Here is a 26,814-nt window from a genome sequence, read left to right as displayed (position 1 = left end):
TGATTAATCAATTTAAAAACTGGTTAAAGGTTCGTCTGAGCCGGACATTGGCTCCAGAGATTGATCGACAACTAGGAGTCAATCAAAAATTAGAAGAGGTTAGACTCTATGGGGTTGCTCCTTGGTATAAAGAGAACTTCTGGGAACCACCTGTTCAACTTGCATTACGAGATCTCTGTCGTCCTGGATATGTGGTGTTTGATGTAGGAGCAAATTTTGGAGGGTTGACTACCGTTATGTCTCGTATGGTAGGGCCAAAGGGAGTGGTTTGTTCCTTTGAAGCCAGTCCCCGGATTGTTGATAAATGTCAACGTAATATTGTCTTGAGCGGCTGTAGTAATGTACAGCTTTTTCATACTGCAGTTTATCATAAATCTTATGGAACTGTTCCCATTTATTTGGGTAGTCATCTTAACGATAGTATCTATACGGATAAACAAAATGAGTCTGCTACTTATCAGGTTTCAACTATTGCCTTAGATGATTTTGTAGAACACACTGGTTTAGTTCCTCAGCTGGTAAAAATGGACATTGAAGGAGCTGAATTTGATGCAGTAAAAGGAATGCATAAAACTATCAAATCAGCTAAACCACATTTGATTTTAGAAACTCAACCAGAAGATACTAATTGTCTCGATTTTTTAAGAGAAGCTGGTTATATTTCCATCGATTTAAACACCTATCAGATCATTGAAAGTTCACAAGACTATCCTAAAGGGGTGGGAATTAGGAATAACCTTTATCTTCATCAAGATAGACTGTCTGAAGTAGTTTATAATCCTCCCTTTGACTTTGAGGAATATGCCTCCTTGGAGGCAACGGATTTTGAAACCAAAACTAATGGCTCAATTTATCTTGGAACACCTTTGATTCTAGATGGAGGACGTTATCTAATTGATCTTAATTTTGTGGCTCAAGGTGAAGATAATGACCTAACCTGTGGTGTTAGAGTAGGGAAAAAAACTATTTTTCGTTATCACGCTTATAGTAACTTACTGGCTTCTAGTTATCGTGATTGGGTAATTCATTTGTCTGAAACTTCAAAAGTTGATTTTTATTTTGAATTTCTTAATGGAACAAAGGACAAAACTCTATCAGTACAAGGAGCAAAAGTCAGAAAAGTAACTAATTTCCAAAACCAACCGACCAACCTTTATATCTAAATATTTAGTCAAGTTATTTTTTCGGAATCACTTTAAAATTAAAAATCATGCTAGTCCCATTATTAAGCCTCATCTTAGGTATTGCCTTGTTGAGCATGACTCTATTAGTTTATTCAGGACCTCCTATTTCTCAAAATATCCCCTGGCTATTGAAGTTAAAAAATAAGCCGCGTTTCGCAGGAGGAAGTGGTTTAATTTCCCTGGCTTTAATTTTGGGAATTGTTGGCTACTTTAATTATGTTGACACTTCAGTTCTCAGAACAATGAGAATTTGTTTAGGAGGACTGGGACTAGGTTTTATTAGTTTAAGTTTTCTCGAAATTTTTAAGGATTCTGAAACATTTAATAAATACAATAAGTTAGATCAAATTAGCCAAACAATAAATGAAATTCTGATAATTTTCAAATATTTTGATCTTAGAACTATGCTTACAGTTACTGCAAGTATAGTTCTATTCTCTATCTTTTTAATTAGTTTCTTCGATGCTAATTATGGGGGTGATGCTTTCATGTATCATATCCCCTTTGCAGCTAGAATTTGGAACATCATTCCTCCAGAACAGTACACTTTTGAATACAATACAGAACACCGCTTTCTAGGATTTCCTTTATTAGCGAACTTTTTACAAGGTTTCTTTTGGTTTATTTTCCAAAAACCAGAGGCAACTAATTTATTGTGTTATGTTAGCTTGATAGTTTTCATTAGTTATCTAATTTTTTATCTAAGGATTCCTTTCTATTTAGGAACAATTGCCCTTTTAGCTGTTCCCATGGTTCATATGCACGCAGCTAGAAGTTATATTGATTTACCTGGAAATATTTCCGTTTCAATTCTTATTTTAACGACCTACCTTTTATACATAGGTAAAATTAATCTTAACATTAAGAACTTGTTGATAATCTTTTTGTCCGCTACTGCAGCAGCCAATACGAAGTTTCAACTTATTCCTATTACCTTTATAACTCTTTTTTTTACTCTAACTAAGATACTGATTAAATTTTGGGAAAATACTCCCCAAGGAAAATCTAAAATAATAGGCTTAACTAAGCCATTATTAATTAGCTTTGTTGCTAGTCTAATAATTTTCGCTACACCGATTAAAAATTTGGTTTTGTATCAAAATCCATTTTATCCCGTTAAAGTCGAAATTGCTGGAATGGTTCTTAATCATAATGAAGCAGTACCAGATTTTATGCACGAAAATATTAAAAAGCTTTCCCCTACCTTTCGTTGGGCAAAGTCAGTTCTAGAAATTAATGTTTTTGATTCCAGAAGACCCTGGCAATGGACTTTAGCAATGGACTTTATTTCCTGGAATGAAGAAAAATTTGGAATGGGAGGATATTTTGGCGGATATGTAGTTTTCAATATATTATTATTCATCTTTCTTTGTTGGAAACAGAACAATACTGATTCAAAAGTAGCCATTGCGTTAATGGTTATTATGACTTTACTTACATCCATTATGCCTCAGTCTTATGAACTTCGATATTATATGTATTGGATGATTGTTTTTGTTTCATTAAATTGCTATTTTATTTGTCGTTTAGTGGAAGGTTCTTCTCTAAAAAATTCCTGGATTAAACCTGAGAATTTTGCTTTGATTGCCGCTAGTTTTATGATAATTTTTATTACTAAAACTCGATATTTTTTTACAATTCCTGAGTTTTCTTCATTTCATAATCAGGTTCAAAGAACTGACATTATTGATCAAGATTTACGAAAAAGTTTTGAACATGGAGAGCAGATTTGTCTAGTTGCAAAAGTTCCTCATTCTTTCCTCTACAATTCTTATTTTCACTCTTATTCTGACTATTCAATCAAAGCAGAATTTGATATGTCGCCAGAGTATATAGAAGAAAAATGTAAAGGTAGAAAAATTATTCGATAACTGCTATTTATTGCATCATTTAGTCCTGTCTATTTAACATTAGAGCTTAATCCTTAATATGTTTAAACATATTCAGACAGAAAATTTAAGTATTTTTTATCTCTTGGGAATTGTTGTTTTAGCGTTCTTATTGAGAGTCATGTTTTTGGGAACTATTCCCAATGGATTTTTTCCAGATGAGGCTTCTAATGCTTATAATGCCTATTCTATAATTCACACTTTAAGGGATCAATATGGAGAATTTTTACCAGCATATTTTAAGTCAGCTAATGATTACCGTGAAGGCTTATATATCTATGCTATGGTCCCCTTTATTAAAATCTTTGGACTTAATGTATTTGGGGCTAGAATAACCTCAGCTTTCATCGGAACTTTGACAGTTTTAGTTTTATATTATTTAACTAAAGAATTTTTTTCTCAACGTATTTCTTTATTTTCTGCCTTATTTTTAGCCATTTCTCCTTGGCATATTCAATTTAGTAGGATTACTTTTAGGGCTATCTTATTTCCCTTATTATTTTGTCTTGCATTACTATTTTTTTTGAGAAGTCTTAAGACTTCTAAATTAATTCCGATATCGAGTTTATTATTTGCAATTAGTATTTACACTTTTTACTCTGCGAGGGTATTTGTTCCTCTTTTTATGATAGGATTAGTCATTATTTATAGACAATACTTAATCAGAAATAAAAATCAAACAATTCTTGCTATAATCCTCTTTACTATTTTATTTATTCCTCAGTTTACTTATCAACTTTCACCTCAAGGAATGGCCAGAGCTAATGAAGTAGGTCTCTTAAAAGATATCTCCGAAATTACAAGTCATTACTTCTCCTATTTTAGTCCTGATTATTTATTCTTTAAAGGAGACCCTATTCCTAGACACACTATTGATAATATGGGGGAATTATATTTATTTGAAATAGTGACTTTAATCTTAGGTATAGCAGGATTAATTAAAAATCAAGTTAAATACAAGCCAATACTTATTTTATGGTTGTTTCTTTACCCTATTCCAGCAGCATTAGTTAGTCCATATAGTGCGGTTAGGACTTGTGTCGGTGCACCTCTTTTTGCGATGATATCTGGCTATGGAATATTCTTATTGCTCGATAAATTTAATGGTAAGTTCAAATCTATAATAGCGTGGGCAAGCTTAGTGATTATTTTTGCTAGTTTAACCATCTTTACTGAACATTATTTTGTTGACTACCCTAAGCTAAAGTCAGATGCTTGGTTACCAACCTTTCAAGATGTTATTTTTGAGGCAGATAACAGCAGCGCTGACTGCATAGTTATTAGTGATAACATCGAGAGCAAGTATGTTTATATATTAGTTCCGTTTTATACACAAATGCCAGCAGCTGAATATCAAGAACTTGAGATTGATGTTGTTACTGATAAATTAGATATGAGAAGATGGAAAGTCATCGATTTTGAACCTTATAATCAGGGAGACTTACCAAAAATTGAGTATCATCTGAATGATAATTGTCTTTACCTACTACATTCTTACCGCGATAAGAACGTCTTGAAAACAGATAAATATCGTTGGCAAGATATTAAGACGTTTAAGACAATTGACGATGAACCATATTATCGATTAGTTAAGTTAATCAAAAATTGATTATCAATAAGTTGTTGTTTGTTTGTTGTCTATTTAAACTGCTTGTTAGAGTTGTGATGCGAAGACTGGCATAAAAAAACTACGATTTTATTTTGAGTTTATTTTGGATCAAAAAAGTTATGCTCGCCAAAATAACACCTAACCAAGCTAGACTACTAATCCAATTAGTCCAAGCTAGACCATGAAAAGTTACACGAATTTTATGGGTTCCTGGTTTTAAATTTAATCCGACCAAATTATGATCTCTATGATTCACTGGAAAATACTGCATTAGCTGATCATCGACCCAAACTTTTAGCATTTGAGGATAATATAGAACAGGAAGTTGAACAATCTGAGCATCTTGGTTAAGAGTAATCTCACACAGGGTACTTATTCCTTTTTGGAAACAACTATTTTGGGTAACAAAAACAGGGATGACCATACGCGCTGGAGACATTCCCTCAAAAGAGAGTCGGTTGACCTTTATTTTCAACATTTGACCATCATTGGTTGATCCTTTAAATACAAATTTGAGTCCAAGATCCTCTCCAGGAATAGGAGCCTTATAAACGGGAATTGCCCAATTTAACGTGCGGGAGGTTAAAGGAATCGTATCAAACGGTCTGCCATCAGACTGAATCTCGAGCGAGGCTGTCCCCGTAATATTATCTATATCAACTTCTCCTTGAAGGTGGAGAATTGGCTTTTCATTGTCTTGCCATAGAGGGTAACGAAATTCTGCTCCTAGCAATAACGGACGATTAACAAAAACATCCCAAGTAGCATACCCAGGAAGCCAGTCTAGGGGAAGTAAACGTAATTCTGCTCCTCCGTACAATGTAGTAATGGGGGCGCGATGTAAATAATCAAGTGCGCCAGAATATCGAAATAGAGGTTCTTTGATTAAGTCTGCAACTGTTGCTGTACTGCGAGGAATAGGAAGCCAAGGACGACTGGCAATAATAATAATTAAAATACCGATGACTAAATGGCGACGGTCTAACCGTTGGCGAAATATCAACACCACTGCGTAACCTGTTAATAATGCTCCTGACCACATAACATGGGTTAAAATACGGAAGGTAAATTGAGTTACCCACAATTGACGGGGTAGTAACTTCCAGAAGTCGATGGGACTCCAAGTAGCAAACAAGGCAATCAAAAAAATCCATAGTAACCCAATAAGATAGGGTTGGGTTGACTGTAATTTATAAGGAACTCGACGGGAGGAGTAATGGTAGTAAATCACCACTCCCCAAGCAGCTAGGAAAATCCAACCTACAGCAGGGTGTAGTCCATAGGTGGGGGCAAACCCAGTTTCCGAAGGCGCAGGAGGCAAAGAGGTAGGGGAAATTAGGGTAGATAGGGGTGTATACCAACGACTGTAAAAAGGGTTAGAACCTCCTACTTGCTTACCGACAGCTAGGTTATCTGACAGTAAGACCACGGGAACAAGAAAATAGAAGGCTAATAACCACCCCAGTCCATAAGCGAGCATAGGAGGGAGTAGTTGGGACCATTTAAACCCTGTTTTACGAGTTTTGAGAAAAACAATAAACCCCAATATCCCTATTGTTAGGGTTGTATAAATAAAGGTGATAATATGAGTAGTTGCTAATAAAAACCAACTCAAACTACTTGTAAGGAGATAACGCCTTTTTCCTGTTGCGTAACATTGAATAGTGTAATAAAGAACAAGAGGTAAAATTCCTTGGGCGATCGCTTCAGTAAAGGCTCCCCTCGCATGAATATTATTAAGAAAATAGGGAGCTGATATGTAAGATACTCCTGCTAAAACTGCTCCGGTTTGAGAGTTAATTAACCAGAGGCTGAGACGATAGATATAAAAAGCTCCTACTAAAAATGATATCCAGATAACCAACTTATAGGCATCATAGGGGTTTGATGGAGTAATAAATTTATAGAGTAATGCGCCGACAAGATAGGGAACTTGACTATAAAATTGAAACCCTGGATAACGCCAACCATGATTTTCAACAGGGGCAACCCTCAGGGGAAATTGGCCTTCTTCTAAGGCGAGACGCGCTTGGTGAATATAGCCAATATGAGACTGGGGATCAGGATAGGGAAAAATCACTTCTGATGAAGCCATTGGTCCCATCAATCCAATGGCAATCACACCATAAAGAGAGAGAATTAATAAATTAGTTTTATACGGTTGTACAAATGTAGTTACTATGTGATGCAATTTCCAAAAATTCATCAAAAATTATCCTTAATTATTAATTTTTTTCCAAATTCCTAAAATTGATTTACCTAAGGAATAGCTAATCAAAGGATCTATTTTTCTCGACAAAGGAACCATTAAAGTATCCCATAATTTAATTTGTTTAGAGGTCGGACTGGAACTTTTTAAAAGTAAGCGATTCCCTAAAGAAGCTAGTACTCCAACAGAATCTAAGTAATTTAGTTTTTGACAGTCTAAATTATCAGGCATGATTGATAGTAAAGTTTGTTTATCATAGCGGCGGTAATGGCCAAGGGCTAGATCGAAAGGAGTAAAAAGCCATTGATGGGCTGGGCAAAGAATAATCAAATACCCTCCTTTTTTCAAGTAATTAGTCGCTAAATAAACCTCATTTTTATCATCTTTAATATGCTCTAAAACATCTATATAGATTAGAGAATCAAATTGACATGAATCTTTCATATCAATCAAAGTTCCATTTTTAACTAAACAAAAATTGGGCAACTCTCCTTGAGAAATTAAATCTTGAATAGCAGATGCTAATTGAATATCTGGTTCTAAACAAATCCAGTGTTTATGATGGGTCTTGCAAAGAACTTTAGTTGTTCCTCCCATCCCAGCACCCACTTCCAAAACTTCATTGCCTAGATACTGCTCAATTAGATTACAAAAGTAAGTTTTCCAGTTTTTTGCTTCACGGGCAATTTCCAGCTCTGATCCCACATACTGATACCGATTATTTTGCAGACATTCACCCATATAACTCCCAAAATTGTTTCATTACTTTTTGATAATTTTATTAGACATTTTCTTGATATTGTTTGTATTTAAAGTTATCGCAATTAGAATAACACTAAGCCAAGCAACAAAACTAATTGAGTTAGCCCAGGCTAATCCAGTAAAGATAACTTGAATATTATGGTTACCAGGTTTTAGACGCAGACCGACTAGATTATATTCATAATGGTTGACGGGAAAATATTCGACGAGTCTTCCATCAATTTTTACCAGTTGCATTCTAGGATAGTACATCACTGGAAGTTGGACCACTTGCGCCTGTTCTCCTACAAATAATTCGCAAATGGTTTTAAATCCTCGTGACTTACATTGATTTTTAGTTATATCAAGAGGAATTGTCGTATTTTCAGAAGAGATTCCTTCAAAAACAAAATTATCTAGTTCAATTTTAGGGCGTTGACCTTGCTCAATATTTCCTTGAACAATTAACTGGAGACGGAATAGTCCTTCATTAAATTCCAAATTTTTTAGCTTCTCTGAAGCAAAAGGAATGCGCGCACTTATTCTAGGTTTATTCAAAGATATTTCGCCAAGGATTTCTTTATTTTCATCTGAATGTAGCTCTAATACCGTCACCAATAAAGTGGTTGGGTTAGGTACAGTATCTTGAACCACCTGTCCTTCTAAAACAAGGACAGGGCTGTCTGTTTCTTTCCATATAGGTAAAATCCGCCAACTGGGTTCATTTTCTAAGACCACTGGTAACAGTCTATTATTAATATGATCCCAACTTCCATGACCCGGAATCCAAGTATTGGCCAATAATGGCAATTGAGCATTGCCATATAAGGTATTTACTGGACTACGATTTAGATAATCAACAGCTCCTGAATGACCAAATTTAGGATCTTCAAGTACTTCATTGACGGTGATATTGCCTTTAGGAATTGGTAACCAAGAACGATTGGCTATGACAATTACTAAAATTCCTATTAATAAATGACGGCTATTTAAATGGCGTTTAAATAGCAAAATAGAGGCATACCCTACTAATAATGCTCCACTCCACATAACATGGGTCAGAAAACGAAAAGTAAATTGTGTTACCCACAATGATCTTGGTAGCAAATGCCAAAAATTGATGGGACTCCAGGTAATAAATAAAACCAAGGGGAAAATAGAAAGGAGTGCAAAAATATAGGCATGATTGGCACTCAAACTAGGGGGCAAAGTTTTTAAGGAAGAATAGTAATAAACAACGACTCCCCAAGCAGCCAAAAAAACCCATCCGACGGCAGGGGTTAACCCATAAGTAATTCCTTCTCCTGTAGGGGTGGGTGGGAGAGCAGCAGGAGCAAGTAAGTTAGCTAAGGGAGTCATCCAATTTGTGAAATAAGGACTAATTTGATCGATATAAAATCGCATACTAACGTACTTCGATTCCAGGACAACAGGCATCAGAAAATACATGCCAAGAAGCCAGCCTGAAAGATAACTTATAGTGGCTCGAGCTAACTGTTTTATTAAAGTACAATTCTTTGTTTTTTTTAGAACAAGTAAAACTCCAAAAATACCAAAAAATAAAGAGCCATAAATAAAAGTAATAATATGAGTTACTGCTAGAGTAAACCAAGCGATGCTACTGAGCAAAATATAATAAATTTTAGGACTATTAAAAGTGCGAATAGTGTAATATAAAACAATAGGTAAAATACCTTGAGCGATTGCTTCAGGAAATGCCCCGCGAGCATGAATTGTATTGAGAAAATAGGGGGCTGACATATAAGATAATCCGGCTAAAATAGCAGCGATATGATTACCAGTTAACCAACGGCTCAGACGGTAGATAAATAGTCCCCCAATAAACAATGCTCCCCATAGCATGATTTTATATGCTGTATAGGGATTGTCAGGGGTAATAAATTTGTAAATTAATCCCCCTAATGTATACGGAATTTGGCTATAGAATTGAAAGCTAGCATAACGTAAACCATTATTTTCATAGGGGGCAATGCGTAAGGGAAATTGTCCCTCTTCTAAAGCCATTCTTCCTTGGATAAGGTAGGCTAAATGGGCTTGGGTTTCTCCTGTAGAAAAAATAATAGAATTTGAAGCCATCGGTCCCATTAAGCCAATAGCAATCATGCTATAAAGAAAAATTACTAATAAATTCTTACTGTAATGGGTAATCCACAATTTAGACAACGACGTGAATCGCAATATTCGTAAATTTAATTTAAGAGTCATTTGCTATTTGAGTTGGTAAATAAAAATTATGTCGTTTCGTGAGTAAATAGGGATATGATTAGCTAAAAATCTCCAGTTTTTTGCCGCTAGAGAATTATGTAAAGCTTGGGAAATAATTTGTTGTTTAACCGTACTATCAATTAATAAGTACTTTACATTTAATTGAGCAATATCTATCGTTTCTGGATTAAAATTATCATAACTGTAATAAGATTGAATGTCAATTGCGTAATTTTTTTCTTGGCTTAATAAATATAAATACTGGACAAAGTTGATGTTAACCCCGAAAGTTTTATAGACAATAATATCAACATTTTTCTCCGGCAAAAGGTGATTGTTCAGTAGATATTTGACAGCATGCTGGGTTTCTTGTCCCCAATTAATAGTTGAATCGTCTGCTAAGCGCCATTTTTCTGGAGTCCACAGAGGATTAACATAACTCAAAGATTGGGGAATTCCTAATAATCCAAAATAAATATACAGACTGAAACTACCTATCAAAAAATATTTTTGCCATTTCTTCTTAAGAAGAAATGTAAGATAGGCAATACCAAAATAGATAAAAATAATCAAAGGATAAAAATATCTGTAGCCAATAATAAAGCGGCTTTTATAGGTTAAGCTTAAATAAATTAACGGATAAGATGCTCCTAAACAACATAAATATAGCTGCCATCTATTTTTTCTTAAAATTATCAACTTTTGAAGCCAATTTTTGGCATAAATTCGTTCAATTAATATTTTTTTAAATATAATAATAATTATAGATATAGTGACAATAAAAAGGGCAGGATTTTCTTTAAACCAAAAAATTTTATTTAGATATTCTAAGGAAGTTATATTAACAAAATTTTCATATACAAAAGGTTCGCGAATTCCACCTGCTGTACTCAAATTCATTTGAATTCCTTGTATATAACGCTGTATATTATGAATGATTGATTGATTAGGTAAATTACGAAAAGCATAGCAGTACATGAAAATAATTAATATCGGCTGTATCAATAAACTAATAAATCCTAAAACACTGAATTTAATAGCTAAAATATTAAGATTTTTTTTTAAAAGATAGATTAAACTGATTGAGTAAGCAGATAGAATTATTGGGACTAAAATAAGATTGCTAAATTTAGCATTAATCGCAAGAAAAAAAACAAAATTTAGAACAATAAAACAAGTGATCAATTCAGATTTTCTAAATAGTTCTAATTGACGAATTATGATGATTGTTGTCCAGAGAGATGATAAGGCATAAATACTAACAGGTACATCAAAAGATATTAAAAAATTATGGCTGTAAAAACTAGGAGAAAATACATATAATATGGTAAAAAAAATAGAGACATAAGTCGGTATTTGTGGGAGACAAAAAGTAAAAAAATACACCCAGAGCAAAAATATGCTATTAATAAATAAATAACAAAATCTTAAAATAAAAATTATTTTTTTAAAATTTTCTGGATGTTCTAGTAAGAAACTATAACCAAGATTGAAAGCAGCTAGACGGACTTCCCTGTTTTCTTCTCCACTAATAACATTTATAGGAGGAACTACTATCTGATAATCAGAAAAAAATAGGTTAATAATTAGAGAAGTAACTAATTTAAAAAAAAGGGGATGCTCTTGATTCAAACCCAATCCTTGAGTATAAGCATAAGCTGCTCCAATATAAGCAGGCTCGTCAGACGTAATAGAAGTTTGACTAATTAGATAAATCCCTAATATAAAATATACTAATACCAACGCTATAAAAATTAACCTGTTGGATAAAGAATATAAGTTTACTTCTTTAAAATTCATAAAAGTAATGAGATGAAAGTAATGACTTAGCTAGGGTCTCAAAAACAATCATAAAATACGAACTCGTGTTGCCCATTGCCTGAATTATTTTGTACATTAAGATTGAATGGATCCTCAATTAAGTCAACTTAGAGTGAAGTGGCAGGTCAGTTTGCTGATCTTATCCTGAAAAATTTTAGAGAAAGACTTAATTAAGTTTAGCTAACTAAAAAGGTTGTCTTAATTTTGATGAAAACATTAGAACTAGAAAATCAGGGTTGTTGGGAGTTGAAGCTTTTTGTTTAAAACAAAACGCCTTATCACCTCAAGGAGGAACTAGATTTGTTTATTTCAGTAATTATTCCCTGCTATAACGAAGAAGAAGTCATCAACGAAACTAATCATCGCTTAGTAAGTGTTATTGAACATCTCACTCCCCAATTTGAATTAATTTATGTTGATGATGGTAGTCATGATCAAACTCCCCATTTGCTGCGTCAATTACAACAAGCTGATCCAAGAGTACACGCCATTCTATTATCCCGCAATTTTGGACACCAAATGGCTGTGACTGCGGGTTTAGACCATGCAGCCGGAGATGCTATTGTCTTAATTGATGCAGATTTACAAGATCCTCCTGAAGTGATTGAAGAAATGGTCTACCAATGGAGTCAAGGGTATCATGTTGCCTATGGAGTCCGAACGGAAAGGACAGGAGAAACTGTCTTTAAACGTTGGACTGCAAAAGTCTTCTATCGACTTATTAATTGCCTATCGGATGTTCAAATCCCCCTTGATACTGGAGATTTTCGTTTAATGGATCGCCAAGTAGTTGAAGCTTTAAAAATAATGCCCGAACGTGATCGCTTTTTGAGGGGAATGGTTAGTTGGATTGGTTTTCAACAAATTGCCATTCCTTACCAAAGATCTCCTCGACTGGCGGGTGTAAGTAAGTATTCTTTGTGGAAAATGATTCGTTTTGCCGCTGATGGTATTCTTTCTTTCTCCTTAGTTCCCTTAAGAATGGCTATTTGGACTGGTATTTTTACCTTTGGATTCTCTTTAATTGGTATTATTTATGCTTTAGTTCTTCGTTTGTTTACTTCAATTTGGGTTCCAGGGTGGACATTGCTTTTTATCTCTGTGTTATTTATTGGAGGAATTCAATTGGTTTTCTTAGGAGTGATTGGTGAATATATTGGTCGCATTTATCGAGAAAGTAAACAACGTCCTTTATACTTAGTTCGAGAACGATTAGGTTTTGAAAAAAAAAATCACCGAATCATAAAAACTACCGATAGTAATTGTATTTAATTTAGTAAACATTGGAATGTTATAACAACGTTCTAGGCTATTTTACTAGTTGTATTTCAAGTTTAAGTACTATATGACAGTTCCCACTTTCTTAGGATACACTACTTTTTAGTGTTAGAAAACATAGCTTCTCTCATAAAACTGAAATTTATTTCAGTTTTATGAGAGAAGCTATATTAAAACTAACTAAAAAACTCATTTATGACCTTTTTCAATTTTTTATGTTAGATAACTCATCTATTGACCATCACCATTTCTCCAACAATCGCAATAAAATTTCTTCCCATATTGCCATCATTGGCGGAGGATTTACTGGATTAACGGCCGCTTACCAATTAACTCGTCAAGGATATAGAGTAACCGTTCTAGAAAAAGATGAAGAAATAGGCGGATTAGCAGGAAGTTTTGAAGTCAATGGAGAAAAACTAGAGAAATTTTACCACCATTGGTTTACTAATGATAAATATATTATGGAATTAGTCAAAGAACTAAATGTTGAAGATCAAGTTACTTATCGATCTACTCACACAGGAATTTACTACGCTAACAATTTTTTTAAACTAAGTTCTCCCTGGGATTTATTAACATTTAAGCCTTTACACTTATTTAACCGAATTCGTTTAGGAATTTTTGTTCTCTGGGTTCGTCGTATTAAAAATTGGAAAAAATTAGAATCAATTAATGCTCAGGAATGGTTATTAAAAATTTGTGGAAAACAAGTTTATCAGGTAGTGTGGGAACCTTTACTAAAAGGAAAATTTGGCATGTTTGCTGAGAGTATCTCTGCGGTTTGGTTTTGGAATAAAGTTAAGTTACGAGGAGGAAGTCGCAATAAAGATGGTGGGGAAATGTTGGCTTATTATCGCGGAGGATTTGCTGCTTTAGCTGAACGTTTAGAGACTGAAATTTCTCTCAGCGGTGGTGAAATAAAGACTAATACAACTGTGAAAGGATTAATAGTAGAAGGCGACCACGTAGTGGCAATTAAAACCTCACAGGGACTCATTAATGCTGATGCAGTGATTGCGACTCCTGCTTTACCGATTATTGCTGATCTGCTTGCTCCTCACGTTAATTCTGAATATGTTGACCAACTTCGACAAATTCAATATTTAGCTAATGTCTGTTTGGTATTAGAATTAAATCGCAGTTTATCTAAAACCTATTGGCTTAATGTCAATGACCCTAATTTTCCTTTTGTGGGAGTAATTGAACATACTAACTTCGAATCCCAAGAAACCTATGGCGGACGACATATTATCTATTTATCTAAATATTTACTAGAGACAGAAGACCTTTATCAAATCAATGACGAAGAAGCTTTGAATTACTCAATTCCTTATTTAACAAAAATGTTTCCTGAATTCAGTCGTGACTGGATTATTGACTATCATTTCTGGAAAGCACGATACTCACAACCAATTGTTTTGAATCACTATAGTCAATTGATTCCTGAGACAACAACTCCCTTGAAAAACTTCTATATTTGTACAATGTCTCAAATTTATCCTGAAGATAGGGGAACTAATTATGCGATTCGTGAAGGTAGAAAAATAGGATCTTTTGTTGGAAAACAAATACAGTCTATCAAGCTAAATAATTAAGTATTAATGACTATTAATAGTTCTTTTAGAGATTATGTCAATTCCTATATTAAGTTTAATTTTTGGAATTATATTATTAATTTTTACTATTTTAGTGTATCAAGATTATTCTCTTTTTAGAGGGATTAATTTAACTTTTAAACTAAGGAAAAATAAACTTTTTCTTGCTAGTTTTAGTTCTTGTTCTCTAAGTCTAATATTAGGAATAATTGGACAGTTCGATTATATTCATCCTTCTCTTTTAAGAACAATACGATTTTTTCTAATTGCTGGAAGTGGGTATTATCTGAGCTTACTTTTGGTTCAAAGTTTTCAACTTACAAAAAAAACATTTCCTTTACCATTTCTCACTATTAATTTTTTAATAAGTAAAAAATGGTTGTCAAAAACTTATCCCTTCTTAGGAATTGTTATTTTTTATATTATAATCTTGTTATTCTTTTTATTTTTTGGTGATCGCGTCGGTTGGGAAGGGGATGATATTGATCAGCTTGATGGAATTATCAACTTTTCTTATAAAGGAAAAAACTTAGTTTATCGCTATTACTGGCAGCCTTTAACCTATCAACTAAATCTTTGGCTTAATTCTTGGCTAAAACATCCCAGATTGCTTTTTTTTATTCCTCAAATAATTGGTGCAGCTAATATTTCTATTCTATTAATGGCTGTCTACATTTTCTCTGGGAGACGTCTAAATTTAATTTTATGTTTTTGCTTTTTGATTATTTTTCCAGAAATTCTATTTTGTAGCTTATACTATAATTCGACCGTTTTTGCTATGTTTCCTATGTCCATAACTATCTTGCTTCTATTTTGGACAGAAAGTCCTATTAAAGCAAAAAAAATATGGAATTATTTTCGCTATTTTGCAATTGGTATAACTTCAACTATAGCAGTATTTTTTCGACTTGATTTTTTACTTTCTCTGCCTTTGTTATGGTATTTAATGTTGTTTGATGATTCGTTAGAACAGAAAATAGAACAAAGATTAAAATTTTATTTTATTTATATTTTAACTAGTTTTAGTTTATTGGCAATTTTCTCTTTCACTGATATTCTCAACCTCACAAAAATTATCTATATTACTACCAGTCATCATGAAGGAGTTAACACTTGGACAATTCAACAATCGTTAACTAACTTATTTAGTGTCACCAATTTAGTAATATGGATTATTTTAATAATAAGCTTAATTTGTCTTACTCTTACAAAGATTAAAAACAAAGACTGGAAGTTAGTTTTACTTATTTTATGTGTTCTACCTTTATTTTATTCTCTACCAAGTTTAACTAGTCCTAAGTATTTAATGCCTGGAATTATTTTTTTACCTTTCTTCTGTGCTTCAACCACTTTAAAAATTAAATCTAAACTAGATAAAAATCAATTTCAATCTTTAGTCTTTAGTTTTATTACCTTAAGTTTATTTCTACAAATAGTTGCCATACAGTTGGTTCCTAGAATTCCTTTTATAGAAATCACAGCTAATCCTAATTTTATATATACTCATGACGGAATCAGAGTCCCTGGAGGATATTTAAAGGGATATAATGAAGTAAAAAAAGCACAAATCAATAGTTCTCATAGACCTATTAAATTTGCTCGTAAAATGGCAGAAGTTATCCAAAAAATAGATAAAAATGTCACTCTAATTTATTTAGATAAATCTGATAGTTTCGCTACAGAAGTTTGGATTTGGACATTTACTACTTTTTACCTTAAACTTGAAGGATATCAAGTTGAACATTATGATCGAGATAATAAAATAGTTTTATCATTGGCAGATAAAACAGTAATTATGCAAAAAGTCAATCAGGAACAATATGAAAAATACCTAGATATTAATCCAGAAAAAACTACTTTAATTAAAGTTCCTTATATAAGTCATAAAGATCCTCAAGGATTAAAAAAATTTTTCGAAGATTTTTATGACTCTCTAGATAAATTAGCATCAAGATATTAGAATCAAGTGAGGTGAATTTTGGTTATATTGAACTTGTCATGTAAGATGATTAATATTTACTTTTGAAAGCCTGATTGAGAAATTATCCAAACTTATAACAATTTACTTGTTGTCAAAATTTTTATAAGCAAAATCAGACTAAAATATAATTTTAGTCTGATTTCGCTATCTTAAATTCTGTAAATGCTAAATTATCGAATGAAATTACTAATTAAGATTGATATTCATAAAACATTTGCTTTACCATTTATTGTTTATTTAAATAATAACTTTAAAGATGATAGTTATCATTATAAACTTATTCTTTAAAAATTTTCTATAAAAAATGATAGGGTTTTTATAAATATAAAAACCCTATCAGTGAAAAGAATGTCTACATGCAGTAGCTCATTAATATGAGTCAACAGTCTAATAATTAACTCCTACATTCAGTTCACTAGTTAAAGACTAGATCATACAACAACGAAGTTATATCGTTGATTTTTTTCAAAAAAAACGCTTTTATCTTCTCCAAAAGAAATAATTACTATATTTAATTACTATTTGTAAATAGATTACATGGCTTTAAAATATTCAGTATCTAGGGATAATAAATCTTGTTGGAGTTATACCTATCCTCCTCATTTAGAGGATAAGTAAAATTTATTATAATAACTTCGATAAGCATTGTAAAACCAATGCTTTTGATGCTAATTTAGTATATTATTTACTGCTGGATTCATTAATGATCATAATTTAGAGACCTCAATTTTCTCCATTGATCTTAATATCCATGTAGAAGTTGATATTGTCTGTAATCAGGGGTCCGTAAAGGCTTAAAAACTTGTGACTTATCTATTTTTACCCCAAAAAATTAATAAATTTTCTCTTTATCGATGGTAGTCACCGCTCTTTTATGAACTCTGATCTTGCCGTTTTTATGATGAGTATTTTACCTATGCTAAAGTCTAGTGTAGTTATTGAAATCCATGATATTATGCTTTGTTGCGATTACAGTAATGAGTTTAAGAATTGGTATTGGAACGAACAAGGTATATTAGGCGTCTATTTATTAATAGCTGCTAATCTAGTTAAAATCTTGGTTTCAGGTAGATCCATTTTTTTCTTAATTAGAAACGGCGTTTCTTCAAACATCCAAAACTGGAAAAAAGATAGAAATCTTTGGCTAGGAGTAAGTTATTTATGGTTCTCTCATATAGAGAAAAGTTATCAAAAGTGGATAAAATTAATATACAAAAAAATAATTTAGTTGTTGATTAACTTAGTTGCCAACCTTTAATATAAACTATCATTGTTTACTAGATTAACTTAGGAGAGAAAACTAACTTGAATACTATCTGTCGTGTCTGTGACTCTAGTAATTTAGAATTAGCGATTGACTTAGGAAATCAACCTTGGTGTAATCATTTTTTAAAATCTGAAGAAGTCGGAACAGAACCCTTCTACCCCTTACGAGTTCTCTATTGTCATGACTGTGGAACCGTCCAACTTGATTACACCGTTAAAAAAGAAATCATGTTTGGAAATCATACTTATTTATCTGGAGTAACAAAGTCCTTAAGTGAACACTTTAGAAAAGTTGCTTATGAAGTTGATAGTCGCTTTTTTAAAAAAACTCCTAACAAATCCGTCTTAGATATTGGTTCTAATGATGGGACACAATTAAAACATTTTCAAACTCTTGGTTATGATGTTCTAGGAGTAGAATCATCGAAAACTACAGCTAAAATTGCTAATAATGCAGAAGTTCCTACCCTCAATGATTTCTTTAATTTAGAAGTGGTTAAACGTCTTGATCGTAAGTTTCATGCTATTAACGCAGCCGGGGTATTTTTCCATCTTGAGGAACTCCATTCAGTTACTGAAGGAATTCGAGAAGCATTACATGAAGATGGGGTGTTTATCGTGCAGTTTCTCTATATGAAACGTATTATTGATAATCTAGCTTTTGATCAGATTTATCACGAACATTTACTTTACTATAATCTCAACACTATTGAAGTATTACTTAACCGTCATGGACTCTCCATGTTTGATGCTTATTTATCTCCTATTCACGGCGGTTCAATTATCGGATTTGTCACTCATGAAGGAACTAAAAAACCCAGTGATCGCCTCCTCGAAATGAGGAAAGCAGAAGTGAATGAAAAAAGTAATGAATTATCTACCTATTTAGATTTTGCTAAGCGCATCGAACAAATGAAAGTAGATAACTTAACTTATCTTGAAAAAGCTAAAAAAGAAGGTAAGCGAGTCTGGGGATTTGGCGCACCGGTTAAAGGAAACACTATGTTAAATTACTTTGGAATTGGAACCCAATATCTTGATTATTTAGTTGAAAAGAACGAGCTACGACGAGGACTCTACTCCCCAGGAATGCATATTCCCCTTATCCTAGAGAAAGAATTAACAGAACTCCCTGATATTTACTATGTGTTAGCCTGGAACTTCAAAAAAGAGATTTTGGCAAACAATCAACACCTTATTGACCAAGGAACGGAGTTCTATTTTCCCGTCAATCCTTCTGAAGTTTAATTACAAAGCATAACTCGATAGATAATAGTGCGGGTGAAAACTTATTACCCTTTACTCCCCTATCGAAATCAACCTCTTCCCTAACTTAAACTTAACCTAACCTAATCGCACAGTTAAACCCTTTAGGATTTAAGTTCATAATTCTCTTAACCTCTGAGTGGGCAGAGGGGGACTCGAACCCCCACAACCGAAGTCGCCACATTTTGAGTGTGGTGCGTCTACCAATTTCGCCATCCGCCCTTGGAACTATACTTCCGATTATACTGTGTTTTACCAGTTTCTAACAATTGCTGATATTCATGGGAACTCGCCCAACGATCGAGCTCTTTGGCCCGTAATACGGGTACAGGATGGGTTAGTTGCTCAGTTTGCGCCTTTTTGAGCATTTCTCCTAAAAAGGTATCGTTAATGCCTTCATAGTCTCTGGCTTGTTCAATAAACGCATCTAGATTTAATTGAGGGGCAATAGTCGGAGAGCCACCAGCCAATTTCATTAACACTGACATCACCACTTTAGGGTTTTGAGTTGCTAACAAAGCGGCGCGATCACAACTAAATTCTGCACAGCGCAACCATTCCAAAATCTGACTTTGTAAAAATTGAGCAATAGCTACTCCCCAATTAGGCAATAACTTTGCCGCCAACACCATAATGTTAGCCAAGGTCAAATAAACCCCATGCTCACACTTGAGGTGTCCTAATTCATGGGCCATCACCCCTTGAATTTCTTCAAGGGTCAAAATTTCAATCAAAGAAGTGTGAATTACCATAAAAGGCTGTTTTCCTTGCATGGCAAAGGTATAAGCGTTAGGAACGGAATTTTGTTGTATGTAGAGTTGAGGCGGTTCTAAATCAAGGATACGACAAGCTTCTATCAACAGATTGTGGAGAGCAGGAAGTTGCCTATCACTGACACGAACACTTGAAGCAATGTTATTCAGGTAAAAAAACTGTTCAGCCACTGACCCCAGTAAATTGCGTACTACTATGTCGAGTCCAGGGAGTTGTTTGAGGGCAGTGGTAGCTTGTAGATCGAGGGGATGACGGAAATCGTCGGCTTTCAGACCAATTAAAAGATTTTTTGATAAATCCATATTATTCTATAGGAAACAACCAATTTTTAACTCGTTGTAGATTTTTCCAGTCAGGTTTACGGGTTAAGCCATCTTCAATATTTTCTCTAATATCTTGACGAATGCCCTCATCGAGAGAGATCATTCGTTTAGCCGCTTCAATATGACCACGAACCCCTTTAGCTCCAATGTCTAGCATGGCGAGGGCTAAGTTGATCCTTGCTTGGGGAGGCCTGTCATCTATTTTAATACTTTTGTTAGCGGCTTTGAGAGCGCTTTGAGGTCTATCAACGAGAAGGTAAAGCCAAGCTAAACAGGTCCAGGCGGTGCTGTTTTTTGGCGCGCGATCACAAATATGTTTAAAACAAGGGATTAGCGTTTCGGGAGATTCCCCTTGCTTATAACGTTCCAATCCTTGTTCAAAAGCAGTTTCAAGAGAGTCAGTCATCAAAATTTATGGTAGATAAATTTATGGATAGTATAAATACTAGGGAAGAACCGAGACAGACACTTTTGGTCTGTCCCGATCTCTTCCTCGTTAAAGAAACAACGTCTAAAAGGCGATGTTTTTAAACTGCAAAAGAGGTGCCGCAACCACAGGTCTGACTGGCATTGGGGTTAGTAAATTGAAACCCACCACCAATCATGGCATTACTATAGTCGAGAACAAGTCCATATAGGTAGAGGATGCTTTTGCCATCACAGACAATTTTAAATCCTTCGTAATCAAACACTTCATCGTGTTCAGTAATTTTGCTTTCGTCTTCAAAATCCATCATATAGGACATTCCTGAACATCCTCCTTGACGGACGCCGACGCGCAAACAAAGGTCTGTCCCTTGTTGTTCGCGCAACATCAGAACATGCTTTAGAGCAGTTTCTGTAAGTTGAATTCCTTTGGATTGGGTTTGAGTGGCTTGTGTCATCGGTGATGGTGACTCCTAAAAGCTATAAGTTCTACAAGCTTTCCAGTCTCTATAATAACGAGAATAACGATTTATTGTCCTAAGTTTGGTGCTAGTTTCGATGACTTTTGAATTAATTGACTAATTGCTACTTTAAGTTACGGTCGGTCACATTAACTGTTAAATCTGTCTAATTTAGAGTTTACTGCCATTCATCTTTACTGTCATTCATCGGAGGAAAGTTCTAATCTTTCTCCTTGACTTGATTTAGAAAAAGAGGTTTAGTGATTTTTTACATATCCAGTTCCCTAAAAACAAGATTGAATACATGTTCGAGAATACTTTCTTTTTCTCAGAAACTCGTTTACTTATCACACATTTAGTCGTTTAAAAGAACTTAGGCATAAAAGAGCTTAAGCAAAAGAAATAAACCAGAGTTTTGTCCACCTGATTTAATTTTACTATTTACTTGTTCTTTGTTCAGATCGTTTTAGAAACGTAACACGTACTTACTCTTATTTAACAGAGACATAGTCTTTTGTTTTTAACTAAACTTTTTAAGTTGTTTAGCTTCTCGCTTGATAGTTTTTCTTTGACTGTCCAATTGAGTATTTAATTATTTTATGCAATAAAATATATTTGCTATTGCTTTAGGTCATAAGTTTAATAAATACTCATTTTTTTTATATTTTTTCAAGGCAAATGCTGATTTTTTTATTTTGATACAAAACTATTTAATTCAAGTATTTAGCTGCCCTACTATCTATTAATAAAAAATATTATTTTTGTCTTCTATTTATTTTTTGGAGTTCATTACTTCTTATTTGTTAGAAATTTTAATTGTCTGTAAATCTGTTTTTATCTTAATTAAAATTAGTGCAATATTAATTAATAATTAAATAGGTATTTTTTAAGCTAAGGTACATATTTTAATGACTATTAAATTATTCTAAGTATACTTTTTTGTACTTAAATTACTATGAAGCTAAGTTGTTATTAGATGTATTTTTTTGATAAATTTAATTATTCTTGTGTCAAATTTAGCGGATTTTAATCCAGACGTAATACACAATTTTTTAGAGCTAATTCTTGACAATCAAAATTTCTCTTTATTTAAGATAAATTAAAAATATATTTGGCATAATTCATATTTAAAGGAGTTCAAAATAGTCTAACTTTTTCAGTGAAGTTGAGTAATGTTTATTCGTATATTAAAAAATGTAGAATTGACAATAGTAACAATAAACTATCAACAGTTTAGAAGAAACATATAAAGTAATTACCCAAGAGTTTTTTGCTAGAAGTTAGATAGATTTGTCGTCATAAATAAGACTTTACACTCTATATTGATTTATATCATACAAATTACAAAGATCAACAGATCAACAATAATCAAGATTTAAAATATTTGGATTTTTATATGCAATTTTTAAACCTCTATTTTATTTAGAGTTTAAGTTAAAAAATATAAATCCAGCTTATAGTTGGCAGCAACAACATTCATCTGATTCAAGTTCAGATATTAAACAGATCCGGCGTTATGCTCCCAATATAATCGCAGACTATTATTGCGTCTGACCTTGGGAGGTCATTCAGCGAGCTATAATCATCATCTGGTTGTTTGTCTGATTTCTCATCCATCCCCAGTGGAAACAATGGTTCCATGATGATCAACTTAATAAACAGAAATATGCTAGGGAATTACAATAAATTCTCACCTATCTTGGCTCGACCTCTATTAAAGTAGGTCAGGCACTCTCAACTAGACCAGATTTAATTCGTCCAGATTTGCTCGAAGAATTAATCAAATTCCAAGATCAACTTTATTTTTACAAAAATGAGGAAGCTTTTGTCATTATTGCAAAATGCCTAGGTCGTACTATAGGTGAAGCTTACCGAGTAATTTCTCCTTCTACCGTAGTTACAGCTAGTTTAGGATAAGTTTATTAGCCAGTTCTACAAACGGGAGAAGAAGTAACTGTTAAAGTACAACAGACTAATTTACATTCTACCTTCACCTGCGATCTCTTTTTAATCCGATGGGCTACCTGTCAGTTTTTTCGGTAGTTTACCATTAATTCAGATTAAGATCTCAGCTCAATTGTTGATAAATTTGGCGTTAAGTTTTTTCAAAAGATTGAGTACATAAATGAAGGAAAAAAGCCAAAAAATTTTTCTTGAATTTTGGCAATGACCTTGATATCAAAATTATCTGTATTTATTGGCAAAATACTAATAAATAAGTTTTTACTCTAGATTGGATCAATGGGTTAAAGTGACAGACACAAAAAAAATAAAACAACCGAGCTTAATCCTTATGTCATTGTTAAAATTGGGGTAGTATCAGGGTCACTCCAACTTCTAGAACATGTTTTTTTATGCCGATCTTTATCCAAAGAATTTATTTGCTACCTTTGATAGACGCATAGCATTTATTGACTTTGGCATAATGGCTCAAAGAGACTAAAGAAACTATTGCAAGTTTTGTGGTTAATTTAATAAATTGGGATTACAATGCCTGGGCTAAATACTTTCTTCCTCTAGGGTTTTTAACTCCTAATACGGATATTACGCTAATTATTCTAGCTTTGGAAAAGGTTCTAGACAATGCAATTGGTCAATCAAAGTATAGGTAATTTGAACTTCAAAACTATTACTGATAATTTTTAGATTTTAGTATATTAATATCCTTTCTGAGTTCCGGCTAAATTTGCCTTGATTATTCGGTCTTTAATCATCCACGAAGAGTTAGCCTTAAGTCTTCGTGGATGATTTCAAAATTATTTAAGTGGTTGATCCTCCTGTTTTCCGAAGATTATTAACGGAAGAATATCTCCAACTGTATCGGCAGTTATCGGAAATTATTTTTAAAAATAGTAAATGCCAATGGCAATTATTAGAAAATATGATTGTTATCACTAGTCCTGATGAATAACCAGATTTGCTGCCAATGGGACAATTAGGATTTTAATTTATTTTTTCGGATGAAGGATGCTATTTACGCCATTAATTATTATTAATAATAACTGAAGATGACCAGCTACATATAGAGAAAGTGCAACGCATTTTGGAATTATTTAAATGATGATTTAAAGCCTTAAAATTTACTCGATACTGCTCTTAAACTTTTTAAAATTAGCTAATGTGGGCGTTGTCGCTATTCCTTCTGGCAATGTAAAAATAAGCTGGATTGATGATTATTAATTGCTAAAAAAAATAATTACTGACTGTTCTTTTTGTATTATGTACCTAAACTGCCTTATTTTTTGATCTTTGCTGGTTTGTTTATTGGATTAGCTTATGGTATTGCTTTTGAAGCAACCATTAAGTCTCAGGTAAAAAATGGTTAAAAAAAACTGTAGATAAAATACTTAATAATTAAGTATTTTATCTACAGTTTTTAGAAATTTAGGTATAAATTTGGGTATTTTTCGTATCTAAGCTAGAAATATTTCTTTTTAATCTTTGGATATGCTATAGTCTCTTCTTGCCGCTAACTGTTTTTATCGCTGCTTTAGTTTAAATTTAATTTAAAAAAGTCTTACAACGATTAAAGACTAACAGTTCTAAAGCAATCGATTTGAACGCATTACAATTTCCCAAGTAGGGTGGATAATACCCACCCTACTTGAGAAATTGCTTTGATTTGGAATCAACCTGGTGGCCAGGTCATCTGACGTTTTCCTAGAATATGTAAGTGTAGATGATTGACTGTCTGCCCACCATCATTACCATTATTAATGACGACTCGATAGCCATTATCTAATCCCATTTCTATAGCTATTTTTTTAACTATTAGTAATAAATGTCCTAATAAAGTTTTGTCCTCTTCAGTTCCTTCCTCTAAGTTAGCAATTGGCTTTTTGGGAATAACTAGAATATGAACAGGTGCTTGGGGATTAATATCTTTAAACGCTAAGGATATATCATCTTCATAGACAATGTCCGCAGGAATTTCTTTACAAATAATTTTGGCAAAAATTGTTTCACTCATAAGAAAGCCAGCTAAATTGGTTTAGTATTTTACCATTTTATCTACTTAAATTATTTTAATAATAAAAATTTGTTATTCTATATTCTCAATTCTTAATTTCCATATCCACCTCCTCCAGGGGTTTCAATAACAAAAATTTCTTCTGGGTTCATTTCAGTCATGGCTGTACCAGCTAATTCTTCAAGTATTCCATTTTTTCTAATTACATAGTTTTTACCCACTATTCCTGGTTTTCCTCCTAGTAAACCAAAGGGAGGAATAATACGATGACTCGATAGAATAGTGGCTGTCATTGATTCTAAAAATTTTAGACGACGAATTACCCCATTACCCCTTTATATAATCCTTGACCACCACTATTAGGGCAAATCCTAAAATCTTCTAATATGACAGGAAATCGCCATTCTAAAACTTCTGGATCAGTTAAACAAGAGTTAGTCATATGGGTATGAACAGCATCGGTTCCATCAAAATTATAACCCGCTCCAGATCCTCCACAGATTGTTTCATAATACTGATATTTCTCGTTACCAAAGGTGAAGTTGTTCATCGTTCCTTGGGAAGCTGCTAGGACTTTCAATGCACCATATAAAGCATCAACAATTGATTGAGAAGTCTCCACATTTCCAGCAACAACTCCAGCTGGATAATTTGGGTTTAATAGACAACCTTCAGGAATGATTAAATTAAGTGGTTTTAGGCATCCATTATTGAGCGGAATATTATCTTTTACTAAAGTTCTAAAAACATATAGAATAGCTGCCTGAGTAACTGATTTTGGGGCATTAAAATTATCATTTTTTTGGATAGAAGTTCCAGTAAAATCAATAGTTGCACAACGACTTTCTTGGTCTATTTTGACTTTTACTTTAATTTTTGACCCTTGATCCAAGGTATAGGTAAAATCTCCATCTTTCAAAATTACAATTGCTTTCCTAACACATTCTTCGGCATTATCTTGAACAAACTCCATATAATTATGGACGGTATCGAGTCCATATTGTTCAATCATGTGATGTAATTCTTTTACCCCTGTTTTATTAGCTGCAATTTGGGACTTAAAGTCCATAATATTTTGTTCCGGATTGCGCGCAGGATAGGGATTATTCCGTAAAATATTTCTAATATCTTCTTCTTTAAAAATTCCTGATTCCACTAAAAGACAATTATCAAATAAAATCCCTTCTTCTAAGATGGATTTAGAATGAGGAGGCATTGATCCTGGAGTAATTCCCCCAATATCCGCTTGATGACCACGGGACGCTACATAAAAGATAAGTTTAGGAGTATTAGAATTTGCAAAGACAGGTGTTATAACGGTTACATCAGGTTAATGAGTTCCTCCATTATAGGGGTTATTAGAAATATAAACATCGCCAAATTTAAAGTAATTTTCTTTGTCTTTAATTAAGCTTTTGACACTTTCACTCATACTTCCTAAATGCACGGGAATATGGGGCGCATGAGCTACCAATAACCCTTGTTTATTAAAGATTGCACAAGAAAAATCAAGACGTTCTTTGATATTTACTGAAGATGCTGTATTTCGTAGGGTGATTCCCATCTGTTCAGCAATGAACTGATAGAGATTGTTAAAAATTTCGAGATAAATAGGATTGGGTTGAGATTTATGACACATTATTTAATTTGTTTCTAAGGTTTAAGTGAAATTTTTCTACTGAACTTTTATTGATTTTTATAATATACTGAGCATTAGTTATAGAAATGACTATAAAAAATAAATACTTTTTAAGTATTCTAAATTAGATTTAAAGATTCCAAGAAATTCTTA

The 26,814-nt window shown here is 33.1% G+C and carries 16 protein-coding genes, 1 tRNA gene and 2 pseudogenes; 9 read left to right on the top strand and 10 right to left on the bottom strand.

Annotated features, from left to right (window positions below):
* Nucleotides 1–2: 2 nt before the first annotated feature.
* From P3F56_RS04515 to P3F56_RS04505, 3 genes are all read left to right on the top strand, one after another.
* A complete protein-coding gene (locus P3F56_RS04515; RefSeq protein ID WP_281153716.1) occupies nucleotides 3–1,163 on the top strand; it encodes an FkbM family methyltransferase in 1,161 nt (386 codons plus the stop codon).
* Between the two features lie 47 nt (nucleotides 1,164–1,210).
* Nucleotides 1,211–3,055, top strand: a complete 1,845-nt coding sequence (locus P3F56_RS04510; RefSeq protein WP_281153579.1) for a hypothetical protein — start codon at nucleotides 1,211–1,213, stop codon at nucleotides 3,053–3,055.
* A 139-nt stretch (nucleotides 3,056–3,194) separates the two neighbouring features.
* Nucleotides 3,195–4,682, top strand: a complete 1,488-nt coding sequence (locus tag P3F56_RS04505; protein WP_281153715.1) for a glycosyltransferase family 39 protein — start codon at nucleotides 3,195–3,197, stop codon at nucleotides 4,680–4,682.
* A 79-nt stretch (nucleotides 4,683–4,761) separates the two neighbouring features.
* On the opposite strand, the gene P3F56_RS04500 is transcribed toward P3F56_RS04505, so the two are convergent.
* The 4 genes from P3F56_RS04500 to P3F56_RS04485 are packed head-to-tail and all read right to left on the bottom strand — an operon-like array spanning nucleotide 4,762 to nucleotide 11,658.
* Nucleotides 4,762–6,888 (bottom strand): 6-pyruvoyl-tetrahydropterin synthase-related protein, encoded by a 2,127-nt coding sequence (locus P3F56_RS04500; protein ID WP_281153578.1) that lies wholly within the window; start codon nucleotides 6,886–6,888, stop codon nucleotides 4,762–4,764.
* Nucleotides 6,889–6,900: 12 nt separating this feature from the next.
* Entirely contained in the window at nucleotides 6,901–7,632 is a 732-nt protein-coding gene (locus P3F56_RS04495; protein ID WP_281153577.1) for an SAM-dependent methyltransferase, read from the bottom strand.
* A gap of 21 nt (nucleotides 7,633–7,653) precedes the next feature.
* Entirely contained in the window at nucleotides 7,654–9,858 is a 2,205-nt protein-coding gene (locus P3F56_RS04490; RefSeq protein ID WP_281153576.1) for a 6-pyruvoyl-tetrahydropterin synthase-related protein, read from the bottom strand.
* Between the two features lie 3 nt (nucleotides 9,859–9,861).
* On the bottom strand, nucleotides 9,862–11,658 hold the full coding sequence (locus P3F56_RS04485) for a hypothetical protein (protein WP_281153575.1): 1,797 nt from the start codon (nucleotides 11,656–11,658) through the stop codon (nucleotides 9,862–9,864).
* Between the two features lie 321 nt (nucleotides 11,659–11,979).
* On the opposite strand from P3F56_RS04485, the gene P3F56_RS04480 reads away from it, so the two are divergent.
* The 5 genes from P3F56_RS04480 to P3F56_RS04460 all read left to right on the top strand — a co-directional run bounded on the left by P3F56_RS04480 (nucleotide 11,980) and on the right by P3F56_RS04460 (nucleotide 19,050).
* Nucleotides 11,980–12,951 carry a glycosyltransferase family 2 protein gene (locus P3F56_RS04480; RefSeq protein WP_281153574.1) on the top strand — a complete coding sequence of 324 codons (972 nt, stop codon included), beginning with the start codon at nucleotides 11,980–11,982 and terminating at the stop codon, nucleotides 12,949–12,951.
* Nucleotides 12,952–13,172: 221 nt separating this feature from the next.
* The gene (locus P3F56_RS04475) at nucleotides 13,173–14,555 is read left to right on the top strand and encodes an NAD(P)/FAD-dependent oxidoreductase (protein WP_281153573.1); all 1,383 of its coding nucleotides are present in this window, start codon (nucleotides 13,173–13,175) and stop codon (nucleotides 14,553–14,555) included.
* Between the two features lie 379 nt (nucleotides 14,556–14,934).
* The gene (locus P3F56_RS04470; protein ID WP_281153572.1) at nucleotides 14,935–16,515 is read left to right on the top strand and encodes a hypothetical protein; all 1,581 of its coding nucleotides are present in this window, start codon (nucleotides 14,935–14,937) and stop codon (nucleotides 16,513–16,515) included.
* 895 nt (nucleotides 16,516–17,410) lie between these two features.
* Complete coding sequence (locus tag P3F56_RS04465; RefSeq protein WP_281153571.1) at nucleotides 17,411–17,764, top strand: hypothetical protein; 354 nt, start codon at nucleotides 17,411–17,413, stop codon at nucleotides 17,762–17,764.
* 77 nt (nucleotides 17,765–17,841) lie between these two features.
* A complete protein-coding gene (locus P3F56_RS04460; RefSeq protein ID WP_281153570.1) occupies nucleotides 17,842–19,050 on the top strand; it encodes a class I SAM-dependent methyltransferase in 1,209 nt (402 codons plus the stop codon).
* A gap of 158 nt (nucleotides 19,051–19,208) precedes the next feature.
* On the opposite strand, the gene P3F56_RS04455 is transcribed toward P3F56_RS04460, so the two are convergent.
* The 4 genes from P3F56_RS04455 to P3F56_RS04440 form a co-directional block, all read right to left on the bottom strand.
* Nucleotides 19,209–19,290 (bottom strand) — tRNA-Leu (locus P3F56_RS04455).
* A complete protein-coding gene (locus tag P3F56_RS04450; RefSeq protein WP_281153569.1) occupies nucleotides 19,269–20,144 on the bottom strand; it encodes a M48 family metallopeptidase in 876 nt (291 codons plus the stop codon). Before P3F56_RS04450 ends, P3F56_RS04455 begins: the two co-directional genes overlap by 22 nt.
* 1 nt (nucleotide 20,145) lies before the next feature.
* Nucleotides 20,146–20,571, bottom strand: coding sequence for a tetratricopeptide repeat protein (locus P3F56_RS04445; RefSeq protein ID WP_281153568.1), 426 nt, complete (start codon nucleotides 20,569–20,571; stop codon nucleotides 20,146–20,148).
* Between the two features lie 121 nt (nucleotides 20,572–20,692).
* Nucleotides 20,693–21,049, bottom strand: coding sequence for a HesB/IscA family protein (locus P3F56_RS04440; protein WP_281153567.1), 357 nt, complete (start codon nucleotides 21,047–21,049; stop codon nucleotides 20,693–20,695).
* Nucleotides 21,050–22,495: 1,446 nt separating this feature from the next.
* Here P3F56_RS04440 and P3F56_RS04435 point away from each other — a divergent pair.
* Nucleotides 22,496–24,232 (top strand): annotated as a pseudogene (locus P3F56_RS04435) (ABC1 kinase family protein).
* A 448-nt stretch (nucleotides 24,233–24,680) separates the two neighbouring features.
* Here P3F56_RS04435 and P3F56_RS04430 read toward each other — a convergent pair.
* Together P3F56_RS04430 and P3F56_RS04425 are read right to left on the bottom strand one after the other, a co-directional pair.
* A complete protein-coding gene (locus P3F56_RS04430; RefSeq protein ID WP_281153566.1) occupies nucleotides 24,681–25,022 on the bottom strand; it encodes a histidine triad nucleotide-binding protein in 342 nt (113 codons plus the stop codon).
* A 92-nt stretch (nucleotides 25,023–25,114) separates the two neighbouring features.
* Nucleotides 25,115–26,661, bottom strand: a pseudogene (locus P3F56_RS04425) (hydantoinase B/oxoprolinase family protein).
* Between the last annotated feature and the right edge of the window lie 153 nt (nucleotides 26,662–26,814).

The sequence above is a fragment of the cyanobacterium endosymbiont of Epithemia clementina EcSB genome, from assembly GCF_029919255.1.
Taxonomy (GTDB): domain Bacteria; phylum Cyanobacteriota; class Cyanobacteriia; order Cyanobacteriales; family Microcystaceae; genus Rippkaea.
This window is presented reverse-complemented; position numbering and strand designations above follow the sequence as displayed.